Annotated in this window: 11 protein-coding genes and 3 tRNA genes; 4 read left to right on the top strand and 10 right to left on the bottom strand. The window is 71.1% G+C overall.

Annotation, left to right across the window (positions count from 1 at the left end; all coding sequences use genetic code 11):
* Positions 1-54: 54 nt before the first annotated feature.
* From AC1DZA_RS02360 to tilS, 4 genes are all read right to left on the bottom strand, one after another.
* Positions 55-771 carry a DUF2652 domain-containing protein gene (locus AC1DZA_RS02360; protein WP_476762739.1) on the bottom strand — a complete coding sequence of 239 codons (717 nt, stop codon included), beginning with the start codon at positions 769-771 and terminating at the stop codon, positions 55-57.
* A gap of 56 nt (positions 772-827) precedes the next feature.
* Positions 828-2522 carry an MFS transporter gene (locus AC1DZA_RS02355; protein WP_476771562.1) on the bottom strand — a complete coding sequence of 565 codons (1695 nt, stop codon included), beginning with the start codon at positions 2520-2522 and terminating at the stop codon, positions 828-830.
* Between the two features lie 103 nt (positions 2523-2625).
* Positions 2626-3177 carry a hypoxanthine phosphoribosyltransferase gene (gene hpt, locus AC1DZA_RS02350; protein WP_476771561.1) on the bottom strand — a complete coding sequence of 184 codons (552 nt, stop codon included), beginning with the start codon at positions 3175-3177 and terminating at the stop codon, positions 2626-2628.
* Between the two features lie 77 nt (positions 3178-3254).
* Entirely contained in the window at positions 3255-4310 is a 1056-nt protein-coding gene (gene tilS, locus AC1DZA_RS02345) for a tRNA lysidine(34) synthetase TilS (RefSeq protein ID WP_476771560.1), read from the bottom strand.
* 89 nt (positions 4311-4399) lie between these two features.
* On the opposite strand from tilS, the gene ppa reads away from it, so the two are divergent.
* Positions 4400-4885: an inorganic diphosphatase gene (gene ppa, locus AC1DZA_RS02340; protein ID WP_159607326.1), complete on the top strand. Its 486-nt coding sequence runs from the start codon at positions 4400-4402 to the stop codon at positions 4883-4885.
* 286 nt (positions 4886-5171) lie between these two features.
* On the opposite strand, the gene AC1DZA_RS02335 is transcribed toward ppa, so the two are convergent.
* Both AC1DZA_RS02335 and AC1DZA_RS02330 read right to left on the bottom strand, forming a co-directional pair.
* Positions 5172-6473 (bottom strand): C40 family peptidase, encoded by a 1302-nt coding sequence (locus tag AC1DZA_RS02335; protein WP_476771559.1) that lies wholly within the window; start codon positions 6471-6473, stop codon positions 5172-5174.
* The gene (locus AC1DZA_RS02330; protein WP_476771558.1) at positions 6466-7800 is read right to left on the bottom strand and encodes a peptidoglycan DD-metalloendopeptidase family protein; all 1335 of its coding nucleotides are present in this window, start codon (positions 7798-7800) and stop codon (positions 6466-6468) included. Before AC1DZA_RS02330 ends, AC1DZA_RS02335 begins: the two co-directional genes overlap by 8 nt.
* A 245-nt stretch (positions 7801-8045) precedes the next feature.
* Here AC1DZA_RS02330 and AC1DZA_RS02325 point away from each other — a divergent pair.
* The 3 genes from AC1DZA_RS02325 (at position 8046) to AC1DZA_RS02315 (ending at position 8411) form a co-directional block, all read left to right on the top strand.
* Positions 8046-8118 (top strand) — tRNA-Glu (locus AC1DZA_RS02325).
* 53 nt (positions 8119-8171) lie between these two features.
* Positions 8172-8245: transfer RNA gene (locus tag AC1DZA_RS02320), tRNA-Asp, on the top strand.
* 90 nt (positions 8246-8335) lie between these two features.
* Positions 8336-8411: transfer RNA gene (locus tag AC1DZA_RS02315), tRNA-Phe, on the top strand.
* Positions 8412-8705: 294 nt separating this feature from the next.
* Here AC1DZA_RS02315 and AC1DZA_RS02310 read toward each other — a convergent pair.
* Genes AC1DZA_RS02310 through AC1DZA_RS02295 form a run of 4 tightly spaced genes read right to left on the bottom strand, consistent with a single transcriptional unit; the run spans position 8706 to position 14575 of the window.
* The gene (locus AC1DZA_RS02310; RefSeq protein WP_476771557.1) at positions 8706-10676 is read right to left on the bottom strand and encodes a carboxylesterase/lipase family protein; all 1971 of its coding nucleotides are present in this window, start codon (positions 10674-10676) and stop codon (positions 8706-8708) included.
* Positions 10583-13423, bottom strand: a complete 2841-nt coding sequence (locus AC1DZA_RS02305) for a helix-turn-helix transcriptional regulator (protein WP_476771556.1) — start codon at positions 13421-13423, stop codon at positions 10583-10585. The genes AC1DZA_RS02310 and AC1DZA_RS02305 overlap by 94 nt, the downstream gene beginning before the upstream one ends.
* Positions 13424-13469: 46 nt before the next feature.
* Complete coding sequence (locus tag AC1DZA_RS02300) at positions 13470-13904, bottom strand: nuclear transport factor 2 family protein (RefSeq protein ID WP_476771555.1); 435 nt, start codon at positions 13902-13904, stop codon at positions 13470-13472.
* The gene (locus tag AC1DZA_RS02295) at positions 13901-14575 is read right to left on the bottom strand and encodes a VOC family protein (RefSeq protein WP_476771554.1); all 675 of its coding nucleotides are present in this window, start codon (positions 14573-14575) and stop codon (positions 13901-13903) included. The genes AC1DZA_RS02300 and AC1DZA_RS02295 overlap by 4 nt, the downstream gene beginning before the upstream one ends.
* Positions 14576-14781 lie beyond the last annotated feature (206 nt).

Below are 14781 nucleotides of genomic sequence, written 5' to 3'. Positions count from 1 at the left end.
GATGCAGGCCACGTGTTCGCTGAGGGCTGGTCAGCAGCCGTCGGGCGCGGCTGCTCAGCCGGCGGATGCCGCGGCGCGATACCCCTTGAGCCCCACCATGTAGGGCAGCCCCTTGCCGGCCGCCGCGAAGGTGCGCCCGAGCCGGCCGCCGAGCGAAGGCGCGGGCAACGGCTCCGCCGAGCCGTCGAGGTCGGCGACGTCGACGAAGTAGGCGTGCACCGGGCCGAAGCCCTCGAGTTCGGGTTCGACCTCGTGCACGGGGCCGCGCATCGCGTCCTCCCCCGTGCGGTACAGCTCCTCGGAAACGAGGACGTACTCGGGGACCCCGACCGGGTTCTTCAGCAGGCGATGCACGAGGATGACGTCGATCCCGACGAGCTTCACCCGATCGCGGATGCTCTGGATGGCCACGTCGCCGACATGCGCGACGAACTTCAGCTTGAGGTCGGCGGCGCCCTTGCATCCGTTGCACGGGCACAGGTTCGCCGCGACGTACCGCCGCTCGAGGTGGAAGGCCCGGTGCATCGCGACGGCGGCGTCGAGGATGTCGTCGACCGCGGCATCCGTGTCATCGTCGGCGGCCTGCCTCGAGAGGAACGCGGCGTCGCCCTCGATCTCGATGAGGTCGAAGCCCGGGGCGGCGTCGATCATCTTGTCGAGCATGCGCGCGGTGTTCACCTCGGCGTGCGCGAGGCTCATCCGATGGGTGCTCATGTACTCGGTGTAGCCACCGATGTCGGCGATGAGCAGGACGGCGCGGCCGGATTCCATGCCCAAGGGTCGCACCAAAGCCCCCGGTGCACAATGAACCCGTTCGGGGCGCCCGCTCACGGAGGGGGCGGCGGCGGCTCCCCGTGCGACTCCGTCGGCTCGTAGCGGTGCAGCAGGTCGTCGACCGTCGCGGCGGCCTCGGTCGCGCTCGCGGTGTAGCCGAGGACCACGGGGAGGAACCGCTCGGAGCCGAGTGACTGCAGTTCGAGCGGGCTCCTCGCCACGACGGTCGCCGTGCGACGGGTGCGCCGGAGCAGGGCGATCTCGCCGAAGCCCTCCCCCGGGCCGAGCGACGCCACCACCCGGCCGTCGCCCACCACGTCGGCGTCGCCGGACGCGATCACGTAGTAGCGGTCGCCGACGTCGCCCTGCGTGAACACGGCCGCGCCCGCGGGGACGGCGACCGGTTCGAGGCCGCGTGCCAGCCGCTCGATCGACGGCAGTGGCAGCGGCCGCAGCATCGGCACCCGCTGCAGCAGCCCGATCTGGGCATCGAGCGCGTCGACGGACCGGTCGAGCCCGCGCAGGCGACGCCAGGACACCACGGCGAGCACGGGGCACACCAGCCCGATCGCGATCAGCGCGGTCTGGACGCCGAACCACTCGATCATCGTCGAGGCGACGACGGCACCGATCCCGATGAAGACCGCCACGAGGCTCTCCAGCACGCCGAAGACGCGTCCGAGCACCTCGTCGGGGGCCATCCTGGCGATGAGGGTGAAGCCGGCGAGGTCGATCAGGGCATTGCCCACTCCGATGAAGGCCAGGAGCGCCAGCGCCGCCGACTGCTGGGGGACGAGGGCGACGAGCGTGAGCGGCAGCCCCCAGAGGCCCACCCCGACGGCGAACCACCCGCCGAGGCGCCCGGATCCGACGAGGAGCGACGCGCCGAGCGACCCCAGCACCGCGCCCACCCCGACCGCGGTCATCAGCGCCCCGACGCCGGGCTCGCCGGTGCCCAGGAGCTCGATGGCGACCACCACGGAGAAGACCGTCAGCGCCCCGCGGGTCAGCGCCTGCGCCGCCGCGAGCCCGAGGATGAGGGTCAGGTCGCGATTGCCGGCGACCGCCCGCACCCCCTCGACCGCCTCACGGATGAGGTTCGGACGGCTCGGCGCGGCCGGCCGGGGTGGGGCGTCGTAGCGCAATCGCACCAGGAGGGCCGCCGCCAGGAACGAGGCGCCCGCGGCGACCCAGAAGACGACGTCCACCCCGGTGAACTGGAGGAGCACCGCCGCGAGCAGCGGCCCGACCAGGGTCGCCGCGGAGTCGAGCAGGCCGCGCACCATGTTGGCGCTGGCGAGCTCGTGCCCGGTGCTGCACAGCGAGGGCAGGAGGGCGGAATGCGCCGGGCGGTAGAGGGTGGCCGCGATCGTCGACAGCACGGCGAGCGCGTAGATGACCGCCGAGGGGCCCGAGACCGCGACGACGACGGCGGCAGCGGCGGTCGCGATGCCGCGCACGATGGAGACGAGGATGAGGACCCGCTCGCGGCGCCCCCGGTCGGCGATCGGCGAGAGCAGTGGGGCGAGGATCGCGGAGGGCACCATGCGCAGCAGCCCGACGAGCCCGACGGCCGCCACACCACCGTCGCGGTAGGCGACGATGCCGAGCGCCACGGTGAAGGCCCACTCGGCGGTCCAGGCGCCGAGGAAGCTGAGCTGCGCACGGCGCAGGTTCGGGTTCAGCCAGTTGCTTGCGAAGGCAGCGCCAGCGTCGCGCAGAGTGGTGCGGCGCCGGCCATCGCCCATGGCGATGACTCTAGGGCCTGCGTCGCCCCCGGCACAGGGCCGGAAGCCGGGCGGTCACCCGCGAGCCTGCTGCGGTGCACACCCGCCGGGCGGCGCCGCCCGCTCAGCTGTAGACGTGCGGCGCGAGGATCGCCACGTCGCGGAGGTTGCGGTACCGCTCGGCGTAGTCGAGCCCGTAGCCGACGACGAACTGGTTCGGGATGTCGAAGCCGAGGTACTTCACGCCGACCTCGACCTTGGCGGCGTCGGGCTTGCGCAGCAGCGCGCAGATCTCGACCGACGCCGCTCCGCGCGACTCGAGGTTGCCGAGCAGCCAGCTGAGGGTGAGGCCCGAGTCGATGATGTCCTCGACGATGAGCACGTGGCGCCCGGTGAGGTCGGTGTCGAGGTCCTTGTTGATGCGCACGACGCCGCTCGACTGCGTGCCCGCGCCATACGACGACACGGCCATCCAGTCCATGTTCACGTGCGGTCGCAGCTCGCGGGCGAGGTCGGCCATGACCATGACGGCGCCCTTCAGCACGCCGACGAGCAGGATGTCCTTGCCCTCGTAGTCGGCCTCGATGCGCCGGGCGAGCTCGGCGAGCTTCGCGTGGATCTCGGCTTCGGTGACGAGCACCTCGGTCAGGTCGGCCTCGATCTCGCGCGCGTCCATGCCTGTGCTCCCTGGTGTCGTGGGCGAACGGATGCCACGAGCCTACGCTGTGCCCGCCCGCCTCAGTGGTCGCGGGCTCAGTGGTCGTGCGGCAGCACCTCGGTCGAGCCCGTGGTGGAGAAGAACACGTGCCGGCCCGAGCGCGACGCCCGCACGCCGCCGGGCAGGTCGAGCGGACCCTGCCCGTGCCAGTCGGTCACGAGGCGGGCGACCTCGAGCGTCTGCGCACGCGAGAGCGCGACGCCGAACTCGCTCGACAGCACGTGCCGGATGATCCGCTGCCGGAGGGCCGCGGGGTTCGCCTCGAGCACCCCGACCGAGACCGCGATGCCGGCCTCGGCGGGCTCGCAGATCTCCTCGATGAACTCGTCGATCTGGCTGGTGAACGCCTCGTCGTCCTCGCGCAGCTGCTCGGCCGTGCGGGCGAGCGCCTCGGCGACTCCCGGCCCGAGCTCGGCCTCGAGCACGGGCAGCACCCGCTCCCGCACGCGGACGCGCGTGTAGGCGGGGTCGGCGTTGTGCGGGTCGTCCCACGGCTCGAGCCCCGCGTCGAGGCACGCCTGCCGCGTGGTCGAGCGGCGGATGCCGAGGAGTGGACGCGCGTAGCGGCCCCAGCGGGCCGGCATGCCCGCGAGGCTCGCGGTGCCCGACCCGCGGGCGAGCCCGAGGAGCACGGTCTCGGCCTGGTCGTCGAGGGTGTGGCCGAGCAGCACGAGCGCCGCGCCGGTCTCGGCGGCCACCGCATCGAGCGCGCCATAGCGGGCGTCACGGGCGGATGCCTCGGGGCCGCCCTCCCCCGTCACCTGGACCCGGCGCACCACGACCGGGTCGAGCCCGAGGGCGCGCGCGGCGTCGGCGGCTCGCGCGGCGACCTCGGCGGAGGCATCCTGCAGCCCGTGGTCGACGATCACCGCGCCGGCGCTGAGTCCGGCGCGCGGCGCCTCGAAGGCGGTCGCTGCGGCGAGCGCGAGCGAGTCGGCGCCGCCCGACAGGGCCACGAGCACGAGCGGGGCGGCATCGGACGAGGCGGCGCCCGCGGCATCCGGAAGCACCGCCCTGACCGCCCGGCGCACGTCGGCGATCGGCGGCGTCAGGCGGGGACGACGCTCGGCAGGCAGCTCGTCGGAAGGCATCAAGTAACCTTATTCCGCCGATCGCGCCCCGTTCCGACCGGGCCGCGGGCCGAGTTCGAGCACGAGCTTCCAACCACGAGGAGAACCACATGGGCGAGTACGCCGCGATCATCGAGATCCCGAAGGGGAGCCGCAACAAGTACGAGGTCGACCACGAGACGGGTCGCGTGTTCCTCGACCGCGTGCTCTACACGACCTTCGTCTACCCCACCGACTACGGCTTCTTCGAGGATACGCTCGGCGACGACGGCGACCCGCTGGACGTGCTCGTGCTGCTCGACTACCCGCTGTTCCCGGGCGTCGGGGTCAAGGTGCGCCCCGTCGGCGTGTTCCACATGACCGACGACGGCGGCGGCGACGCCAAGGTGGTCGCGGTGCCGGCCGGCGACCCCCGCTGGAACCACATCCAGGACGTGAACGACATCCCCGAGTTCACGCGCAAGGAGATCGAGCACTTCTTCGAGCACTACAAGGACCTCGAGCCCGGCAAGTGGGTCAAGACCGAGGGCTGGGCGGACGCCGCAGAGGCCGAGTCGCTCATCGCCAAGGCGATCGAGAAGTTCCCCGGTCACTGACCAGGGCATGAATTGAGCGGATGCCGCGTGCGCGCGACATCCGTCACGACGAAGGGGCGGGCCTGGCGGCCCGCCCCTTCTCGCGTGTTCGGGCCGCGCTCGCGATGCCGTCGCTCGCCACCGAAATGTAGGAAGTTGGAGCGTGCGTGCGGCGCGTCGGCGCTCGCCGCGCCGCCGAGCAGACAGAAGTTCCTACATTTCGGATGGAGCGCTCGGACCGAGGCCGAAGGCCGAGGCGGGAGTGAGGCCGCAACCGGCCGGGCTGCGGCCGAGGAGGCGCCGAGCGTCAGCCGGCGGGGCGGGCGGCCGCGGAAGGCGAGCCCCAGATGAAGTACTCGCGCACCGGTACGCCCTCGCGGGGGGCCTCGAGGATGCGGCCCCCGCCGAGGTAGATCGCGACGTGGTAGTAGTCGCCGCCCGAGCCCCAGAACAGCAGGTCGCCGCGCTGGATCTGCGACATCGGCACGGCGAGGCCGCGCCCGGCGAGCGTGTAGTACTGGTTCGTCGCCGAGTGCGTGCCGATCGAGATGCCCGCCTGCGCGTACGAGACCTTCGTGAGACCCGAGCAGTCCCAGACGTTGGGGCCTGCGCCGCCGAGCCGGTACGGCTCGCCGAGCTGCTGGCTCGCGAACCAGATGGCCGTCTCGACCGCGCCCGAGTTCGGCGGGGCCGGTGCCGGGTTCGGCGCGGGCGCGCCGCCGCCCGAGCCGCCTCCGCCGCCTCCGGAGCCGCCGCCCGGYGAGGCCGGCTGTTGCTGCTGGGCTGCTGCTGCCGCCGCCGCTGCGGCGGCCGCAGCGCGGGCGGCCGCCTCCGCGGCCTCCTGCGCCTGTCCCTCGACGCGTCGCCGCTCCAAGTCGGCCGTCGTGTCCTTGAGGCTCGCGAGCTGCGCGTAGAGCTCGGTCGACTTCTGCTCCTGCTCGGCCACCGCGGCGGCGGCCGCATCAGCGGCGGCTCGGGCCTCGTCGGCGCGCTGCTCGGCCAACGCGGCCAGGCGCTGGCGCTCGGCCGCGGCATCCGCTGCCTGGTCGCGCAGCGAGTCGGCGGTGTTGCGGTCGGCGACCGCCTGCTCGTAGACCTCGTTCGACTGCTCTCCGAGCTTCGACGCCATGCCGAGCTGCTGCAGGAGCTTCGTCGAGTCGTCGCCGGAGAACACGAGCTCGGCCGTGAGGTCGGCGCCCGCGGTCTTCGCGAGGTGCGCGGCGAGCAGTCCCGCGCGCATCTTGGAGATCTCGGCGACGGCGTCGGCCTCGTCGGCCTGCGTGCCGAGCGTGCGCTCCCGCTCGGCCGCGCGGTCGCGCTGGTCGATCGCGATGCGCCACGCCTCGTCGGCCATCATCGACGCCTGCGCCGCGGCATCCGCTGCCTGCTGCAGGCCGACCAGCAGCGCGCCGACGCGGTCGATCTCGGCCTGCTTGGTCTGCTCGTTCTGCTTGGCCTGCTCGATCTCACTCCACGACGGATAGTCGGGCTCGGCCATCGCGGGCCCGCCCGCCGCGACGACCGACGCAGTGACCGCGCCGACCGCCACCGTGGAGAACACGGTCGCGGGCTTCACCCGGGAGACGGGACGCGTGCGGTGGTCAGCCAAGGCGGATCCCCCGATCGGCCATGAACGGCACCGGGTCGATGCGGCTGCCGCCGGAGTAGACCTCGAAGTGCAGGTGGCATCCGGTGGACGCACCCGTGGTGCCGCTCGACGCGATGTTCTGGCCGGCCTCGACCCACGCGCCGACGCCGACGAACCGGCCGCCGTCGCGGATGTGGGCGTAGCCCGTGGAGATCCCGCCGCCGTGGTCGATCTTGATGAAGTTGCCGTAGGTGCCCGACCACCCCGAGAACGTCACGACGCCGCTGTTGGCCGCATAGATCGGCGCGGAGCATCCGGTGCCGAGGTCGACGGCGTAGTGGAACGATCCCGAGCATCCGTCGCCCGCGCAGATCGGCGACCGGGGACCGAAGTCGCCCGTGATGGCGCCGCCGGCGGGCTTCGCCCACCCCGAGGAGGCGACCGTGCCCGGCGAGCCGCTGCGAAGGGCCTCCTGTCGGCGGCGCTCCTCCTCTTCCTTGCGGATGCGCTCACCCTCCTGGTAGGCCGCCGCGGTCTGCGCCTCGGTGTCCTGAAGGAACTTCAGCTGCTGCTCGAGCTCGATCTTCTTCGCCTGCGACTCGGCGAGCGCGGCCTCGGCCGCGGCCTGCGCGGCCTGCGCCACGGCGAGCGCCTCCTCCGCCGCGATGCGGAGCTTCTCGCGTTCGGCGCGCGCGACCTCGGCCTGCCGGGCGAGCGACGTCGCGGAGTTCTGCTTCTCCTGCGCCCGGTTGTAGATGCCCGAGGTGCGCTCGACCATCTTCTCCATGCTGCCGAGCTTCGCGAGGAGCTTCTCGGTCGCCTCGGCGTTGCCGGCGTCGAGGAACAGGTTCACGCCCACGTCGCCCGTGCCCGCGCGGTAGAGCTGCGCGGCGACCTGGCCCGCGTTGCGCTCGGCGGCCGCGGCCTCGGCTGCCGCGGCATCCGCCTGCGCCTGGATCTGGTCGGCGCGGGCGACCGCGTCGTCGAACTTCTGCTGGGCCACCATGAGCTCATCGGTGCGCAGCTCGGCCTCGGCGCGCGTCACCTGCACGTTCGTCTCGAGCTGGGCGATGAGCGACGTGACCTGGTCGACCGCCGCGGCGCCCGCAGCGGTGTTCGCCTTCGCGGCCTGCAGCTCGTCCCAGCTCGGATAGGTGGCCGCCTGCGCGCTCGCGGGAACGGCGACGGCGCCGACGAGCGCCATGGTCGCGATGGAGAGGCCGGCCACGAGGTGCCGGGCGCGGCCGCGCAGCGTGACGCGGCGGGGTACGCGAGCGCCGATGCGACGCGCGCGGGCGCCGAACATCCGGGCGCCGGCGGTCGGCGTGCGCTGGCTGGTTCGGTCCATGGTTCCCCGTCCACGCGGGCTCTGCGCCCCGCGCTCCTCGCTCTCGTGCGGGCAGTGGCAGCCTTCACGATAGGTGCGGGCTCGGCGCTTTCCGGGCATTTCGGGCGCGTGTGGCGGATGCCGCGGGCGGCCGCTCGTGGCATCCGCCCGCCTCGTTCCACCCGCCGTCGGCCCTCGTTTTGCGCTTGCGCGCGTTGGCACGTATGCTTGGCTGTCGGCGGCCGAGCCCCTGGGCAAAGCCACCCGGCCCCATCGTTTAGTGGCCTAGGACACCGCCCTTTCACGGCGGCAGCACGGGTTCGAATCCCGTTGGGGTCACACGACGAGGTCCAGTACAATTCAATAGCCGGTGTTGCAAGACACCACATCGAGGCCCTGTAGCGCAGTTGGTTAGCGTGCCGCCCTGTCACGGCGGAGGTCGCGGGTTCAAGTCCCGTCAGGGTCGCTCAGGCGACAAGCCCTTTCCCTTACGAGAGAAGGGGCTTTCTCCTTACTCGAGGCGTCAGCCCCGGTTTCGATCGGTCGGATGCCCCGAGGCTCTGTAGCTCAGTTGGTAGAGCGTTCGACTGAAAATCGAAAGGTCACCGGATCGATGCCGGTCGGAGCCACCATCGAAACCCCCCGGGAGACCGGGGGGTTTTTTGTTTCAGTGGGCGATTCCGCTTGGGCGCTCGCGAGGCTGTGCCAAGGAACGTCGGCGAGAGCCTGCTGCCTGGTTCGTTTCGGTGGTTCGACGCCCTCGCGGGCAGCGAGTAAGGATCGGCTGAGCCGATGCCGCTGCTCGTACCGCTTCGCGACGCGGATGTCTCGAACGTGCGTGGACCTTGGCGGCCTCCCCGACGGCTGGCGCGCCTCCATGCTGGGGGTGCCGATGGCACCCCCAGCAGGATGGGCGGCGGATGGACTCAGCGGTTCCCGAACAGGGCCGCGGCAGCCCAGAACGCGCACTTGTGCGTGGCGGCGAAATCCTTCTCCACGGGGGACGCAGGCGTTTCGAGGGAAAGCATGCGCGGGTTCAACGTCTTGAACTTCGGCCACGAGACCGCATCCGTCGACGGCGACCCGCTAGCCGCGAACTGCACCCACGCGGCGCGCATGTTCGAAGCGAGCTTCTCCTGATCGGCCGAAAGCCCACCGGGGAATGACGCGTTGGGCAGGTCGAACAGGTACTGCAGCTCCGACTGGTGGGTGGCCGCGAACGGCGCGCCGAGCCCGTCGGGCACGTCCCGCTGAGGTGCCAGGGCGTCGTTGAACTCGTACGCGAAGGTCGGCACGAACCGGGACGCGGCGATGTCCAGCCCGTACGCGGGGCAGGAGAAGTTCGCATCGGAGTTCAATGTGGTGAACGCGTGAGCCGGGGTGGCGTACTTCGACAGCGGGTATGCAGCAGCGATGAGGGTCGCCTTCGCGGTGCTGATGCCGAAATTCGTCGCGATCGTCGACACGTAACTCGACGCGTCGATGTTCAGGCTCTGCAGTGGAATGGTGGCTCCCTTGGTCACGCTGAGTCCGATCGTGGTGAAGATCCGCTCCTCCTGCGTGTTCGTGCCGTTGATGATCGGCACCCGGTTGAACCGGCCGCTGCTGATCGCCGAGCCGACCGACTCCTGGAGCACCTCGCCGTCGACGTATCCCGGCGTGAACGACGCCTGGGGGTTGGCGACCAACGTCTCCACCGGCACGTTTCGCAGGCACTCCGCGGACTGGTCAGCGCAGCCGAGCGCGATCGCACTGGCCTGGCCTGCCTGCTCCGCCATTGCCAGCGACTGCTGCTCCAGCGCAAACGCGCCGGCTTGAACCACTGCACGCTGGAACAGCCCCTTCGCGCCCGGGGAGGCCAGCTGCGCGAGCACCGAGAGCCCTCCGGCCGAGTGACCGACGATCGTGACGTTCTGTGCGTCGCCGCCGAACTGCCCGATGTTCTGCTGCACCCACCGCAACGCTGCCTGCTGGTCCTGGTAGCCGAAGTTGCCGGTGGACCCGTCGGCGCTCTCAGCGAAGGCCGGGTGTGCGAGGAAGCCGAGCAGACCGAGTCGGTAGTTCAGGGTGACGACGACGGCGCCCGCGCTTGCGAGCTTCGTCGGGTCGTAGTCGGCGCCCTCCCCGTATGAGAATCCGCCACCGTGGATGTACACGATCACCGGCAGTGCGCCGGAGGAGGAATCGTGCGTCGGAGCCGTGACGTTCAGGTAGAGGCAGTCCTCGCTCTGTCCCCACGGGCTCGGCGGACCCTGCGGGCAGACTGGTGAGAAGACGGTGGCTTCACGGGGACCCGACCAAGGGGTGACGGGATGCGGCGCGGTCCACCGCAGCTCGCCGACGGGTGGCGCGGCATAGGGAATGCCACGGAACTCGACACCGGCGGGCGTCGCAAGGCCCCGGACGGGTCCATCCGCGGTCTGCACGATCGGTGCATCGCCGGTGACGGTACCCGACGCAGCAGTCGTGAGGGCCTCGGCGTGCGCAGCCGGAACGATCGACGCCCAGCAGGCGAGAAGGACGACGATCGCGGCGGCGACCGCCGCGATCGAGAGGGCGATGCGCTTCACATCGACAGTACGTGCCGAAGTGCGTGCGACTTGAGTTGGCGAGTTGGTATTCATGGGACCACCGTCCCGGAGTTGCTCGCCACGGGCACCCGTGCCGGTGACGGGTGAGCACCCGGGTGTCCCAGACACCGCAGGCCCGGGTGCATGAAATTCCATGGTCGCCGGACGCCAAGCGCGTTGACCTCCCGGCTCGCGGCGAAGATCGCCGGTCCGGTCCGGCTCAAAGCCGGCGGCTACACCGACGCCGGCTGCGCAATGCGAAGTGCTCGCGCGAGCTGCCGTCGAGATGAGACACCGAGTTTCACGAACACCTTTCGTAGATGCCATTCGACGGTGCGCGGGCTGAGGAAGAGCTGCTCGCCGATCTCGGGGTTCGTGCTGCCGCCGGCGGCGAGGACGGCGATCTGGCGTTCCTGCGCGGTGAGCTCGTCGACTCGCCCGGCGGCCGGCTTGTGTACCACCTCGCCCGTGGCTGCAAGTTCACGTCGAGCGCGCTCCGCAAACCCATCGCTTCCGGTATTCACGAAGAGGTCGTGTGCGAGGCGTAGGTGCTCGCGGGATTCGACGCGGCGGTTCTGACGTCGAAGCCACTCGCCGTAGAGCAGGTGTGCCCGGCCGAGCGCGGTGCGGATCCGAGTGCGTCTGAGGCGTTCGATCGCCTCGAGGTATCGGCCTTCAGCTGTGTTGTCGTCGGCGACGAGCGCCGCCGTGCGAGCGGCGAGACCCCTGGCCCAGTCGGTACCGGATGCCGTTGCCAGTTCCTCGAGCCGGGCGAGTGGCTCGGCTGCTCGTTCCGAGGCGCCGGCGCGTACGGCCGCCTCGACGCGCTCGGGCAGAATCCAGCCGGCGAGCCCGATGTCGTACGGGTGACCGGCCGCGGGCTCAGTCGCCGCCAGCGCTTCGGGGTAGCGCCCGAGAGAGTTGTACAGCAGCGCGTCCTGCCAGGCTACGGTGATGAACCACTGGCCCTCGCCGCGCTCCAGGATCTCCGGACGGAGCCGCTCGGTCACCTCCGCTTTCACCGACTCGTCGCCGCGGAAGGTGGCGAGCCAGCCGCTGCGAGTCATCGACGTCGGCATTCCTGTCGCTTCAATGATCGGCTGGAGTTCCTGTGCAAGCGACATGGCCTCGTCGGTTCTGCCACTGAGCAGCAGGACCGACGTGCGCTCGGCCATGACCAGGGGCAGCTGCGAGAACGCGCCTTGATTGCGGCTGATGCGAACGGCACGCATCGCGAGCACGTCGTAGGCGTCGTCGTCGAGCAGGACGCGCGCGACGGTGCAGGCGATGGGGAGCCACTGCAGCAGGCTGCCGGGCGGCGCGGCATCCTCGCCCAGACCCCGGCGCGGGTCGGGTTCGGCCGTCGGCAGCGGCGGCTCGTCGGAGGCAGCCAGCGTCACGAGCCTGGCGAGCGCGTCCCGGAGCACCGGCGCGGCGGCTGCATATCCGTGGGTGGTCAGCATGGCAAGTCCGCGAAGGGCGTCGGCGGCCGCGAGTGCCGGGGCGCTGAGGGGTGGCGCCGGCTCGGCGGCGAGTACCGCCGCCGAGACCTCCTGAAGCCCGACGGCTTGGGCATGGGTTCCGGCCGAGATCGCGGCGATCATCGCGTCGGCGTAGGTCGCCAGGGCGGTCTCTCCGTCGTGTCGTTCGAGCAGGCGAGCTGCCGCCACCAGGCCTGCAGCGGCACCACGTCCGCGGGTTGTACTCGAAGCCACGTGCGCGCGTACCAATTCGATGCGGGCCCGCTGGTGCTCGTCGAGTAGGGCAGGATTCGCGAGGTCGAGTAGCCGCAGCGCCTCGCTCATCGCGCCGGCCCGATACGTGTCCTCGGCTGCCATGAGGGCACGCCTGGAACGCATCGTCGGATCCGGCGTGAGCTCGGCACCGCGTGCGTGGAACGTGGCCCCGGCGGCAACCCCGCCTCGTGCTTGGGCGCGCCGCGCGGAGCGCACGAGCTCGGCGGCGACGTCCTCGTCGAAGCCGATGGCGGCCTCGGCCAGGTGCCAGGCACGCCGGTCGGGGTCGGAGGACGGATCGGTCGCGGCCGCGAGCGCCCGGTGGGCGGCTCTTCGCGCGCCGACCGGGCTCGCGCGTACCGCAGCGGACCGGACGAGTGGGTGCCGGAATCTCACGCGGGCGCCGAACTCGATCAGTTCGTCCTCGATCGCGGCGGTGATCGCTTGCGATTCGATGCCGAGCGCCTCTGCCGCCCGCCGGATCATTTCGGGATCGCCGACGGGTTCCACAGCAGCCACCAGCAGCGCCGACCGCGTCTCGGGCGGCAGGGTCCGAATCTGGTTGACGAAGCTGTCCTCGATGCGACTCGTCAGGCTCGGCGGTGACGTCATACCGTACCCGCCGGCGATCTCCACCGTGCCCCTCCCGCGCGACAGGACCAGGAGCGCCAACGGGTTGCCGCGAGCCTCGCCGATCAGCCGATCGCGGACCTCAGGATCGAGCGGACCGGAGATCACCGACTCGAGCAGCAGCCGCGCATCCGCGGGCTCGAGCCCCTCGACGATGAGGTCCTCGATACCGGTGAAGTCGTCGCCGACCGGCTCGCGTACCGCGAAGAGGATGCCGACCGACTCGGCGACGAGCCGGCGTGCGACGAACGTGAGCACTTGAGCGGAGGCCCGGTCCAGCCACTGTGCATCATCGATCAGGCAGAGCACCGGTCGAGCGCCCGCGGCCTCCGCGAGCAACCCGAGAACCGCGAGTCCGACGAGGAATCGATCCGGCGCGTCTCCGCCTCGCAGGCCGAACGCGACGCCCAGCGCTGCCCCCTGGGGTGCGGGCAGCGCATCGAGCCGGTCGAGCACCGGAGAGCACAGTTGGTGCAGACCGGCGTAGGCGAGTTCCATCTCCGACTGCACGCCAGTCGCGCGCAGCACCTGGTAGGCCGTAGCCTGCTCGGCTGCGTAATCGAGCAGCGCCGACTTGCCGGCGCCCGCCTCGGCGCGCAGCACGAGGGCGCGACTCTGGCCACCGCCGAGGCTTGCGATCACCCGGCTGACCGCCTCGCACTCACGCCGCCGGCCCAGCAGTGGCGGGCTCGGCGTGCGGTGCTCCATGATGGCCGATCCTATGTGCTCCGCCGACATGGTCGCACCGCCCGGTTCAGCTCCGCAGTCGCCGGATGAGATCGATCGATCGGATGAACCATCGGTCGCCGTCCCGGATGTAGGTCTGGTGGAGCCGGCAGTATCCGTTCCGCGCGCGAGCCGGTGAGCCGTCCCGACCGACGAGGTATTCCGCCGCCCACACACCTTCGGCGCGCGTCTCGGATCGGAGTGTCAGCTCTGCGCCGAAGGAGTGCACGACGAGTGTTCCGTCGCCCGCTTCGAGGTCGATCGTCGCTCCGATGTGCGGGCTGAGCGCGAACCACGCCAAGGAGCCGTCTGGGTCGAACACCCGCAGTTGCCCTCCGTCGGCGAAGCATCGCTCGAACTCGTCCCAGGCCCGGTCGCCGGCGGAACGGCAGAGCCGGCCTTGCAGGGATCGAAGCTCCTCGAAGACGAGCAGACGGAAGAGCGGTGCGGAATGGTCGATCATTCAGGAAGCTCCTGGCCCGCCGCCGCACGCACCATGTACTCCGCGTACCATTCGGGCCATCCGGCATCCTCGTGTCCGATCCTGGCCTCGTGCGCGCCGTGCGCCTCCGCGGCCGCGCGCAGTGCCGCCGCCAGCTCGGCGGGCGAGTCGTACCTCGTCTGCACGATTCGGCCCGGGATCCGCTCGGTGACCTCCTGGACGAGCCATTCGTTGCCATCGGGGTCATTGAACGCGACCCATGAGCCGTATGAACGACGCTCGGGCGCGAGGCCGGACACACGAGCCGTCGTGCCGCCGTGGTGGAAGACGCCGGTCGCGTCGTGGAAGACGTCGCTGACCGGCGCGCCGGCGCCCTTCAAGGCCGCGCGCGTCGCCTCGATGTCGGATGCCACGAGCTGCAGTCCACGAACCGACCCCGGCTCGGCGTCGGTCACTCCGGAGCCGAAGATGATCGACGTCGGCGAGCCGGGAGGTGTGAACTCGACCACCCGGTAGCCGGGCGAGATGTCGAGGTCGACGTCGAGTGTCCACCCGAGGCCCTCATAGAACGCTTTCGCCCGGTCGACGTCGGTCACGGGAATGACGACAACCTCGAGCTTCATGGCGATGGCCGGGTCATGCGTCGCGGTTCCGGGTACGGTCGCGGCGAAGTTCTTCGTTTCGGTGCCCATGGGAAGATCCCTTTCCTTTGTTCGGATGATTCGAGGATGCCTCCGCCCGGTGGGCACAGGCGCCCGTGCGACACACTGGTGGCCACCCGGGACGACGTTTCGGGTGCCCGCTCCTCCGATGCGCTCCAGGCGCTCCACGCGACTGACGCGATCGAGTACCAGACGACCGCGTCGAGGATCGACGCTCCCAGCCGGTGCGGTCCGGA

It is taken from the genome of Agromyces sp. P2_B3, from assembly GCF_056404815.1.
Note: the sequence above shows the minus strand (reverse complement) of the source record. Positions and strands in the feature narration are given on the sequence as shown.

Bases quoted from the DNA above. Each gene is read 5' to 3' on its own strand.
- AC1DZA_RS02300 (WP_476771555.1), bottom strand. From the start codon at position 13,904: ATGATCGACCATTCCGCACCGCTCTTCCGTCTGCTCGTCTTCGAGGAG.
- AC1DZA_RS02330 (WP_476771558.1), bottom strand. From the start codon at position 7,800: ATGGACCGAACCAGCCAGCGCACGCCGACCGCCGGCGCCCGGATGTTC.
- AC1DZA_RS02355 (WP_476771562.1), bottom strand. From the start codon at position 2,522: ATGGGCGATGGCCGGCGCCGCACCACTCTGCGCGACGCTGGCGCTGCC.
- AC1DZA_RS02295 (WP_476771554.1), bottom strand. From the start codon at position 14,575: ATGGGCACCGAAACGAAGAACTTCGCCGCGACCGTACCCGGAACCGCG.
- ppa (WP_159607326.1), top strand. From the start codon at position 4,400: ATGGGCGAGTACGCCGCGATCATCGAGATCCCGAAGGGGAGCCGCAAC.
- AC1DZA_RS02310 (WP_476771557.1), bottom strand. From the start codon at position 10,676: ATGGCATCTACGAAAGGTGTTCGTGAAACTCGGTGTCTCATCTCGACG.
- AC1DZA_RS02305 (WP_476771556.1), bottom strand. From the start codon at position 13,423: ATGGAGCACCGCACGCCGAGCCCGCCACTGCTGGGCCGGCGGCGTGAG.
- AC1DZA_RS02360 (WP_476762739.1), bottom strand. From the start codon at position 771: ATGGAATCCGGCCGCGCCGTCCTGCTCATCGCCGACATCGGTGGCTAC.
- hpt (WP_476771561.1), bottom strand. From the start codon at position 3,177: ATGGACGCGCGCGAGATCGAGGCCGACCTGACCGAGGTGCTCGTCACC.
- tilS (WP_476771560.1), bottom strand. From the start codon at position 4,310: ATGCCTTCCGACGAGCTGCCTGCCGAGCGTCGTCCCCGCCTGACGCCG.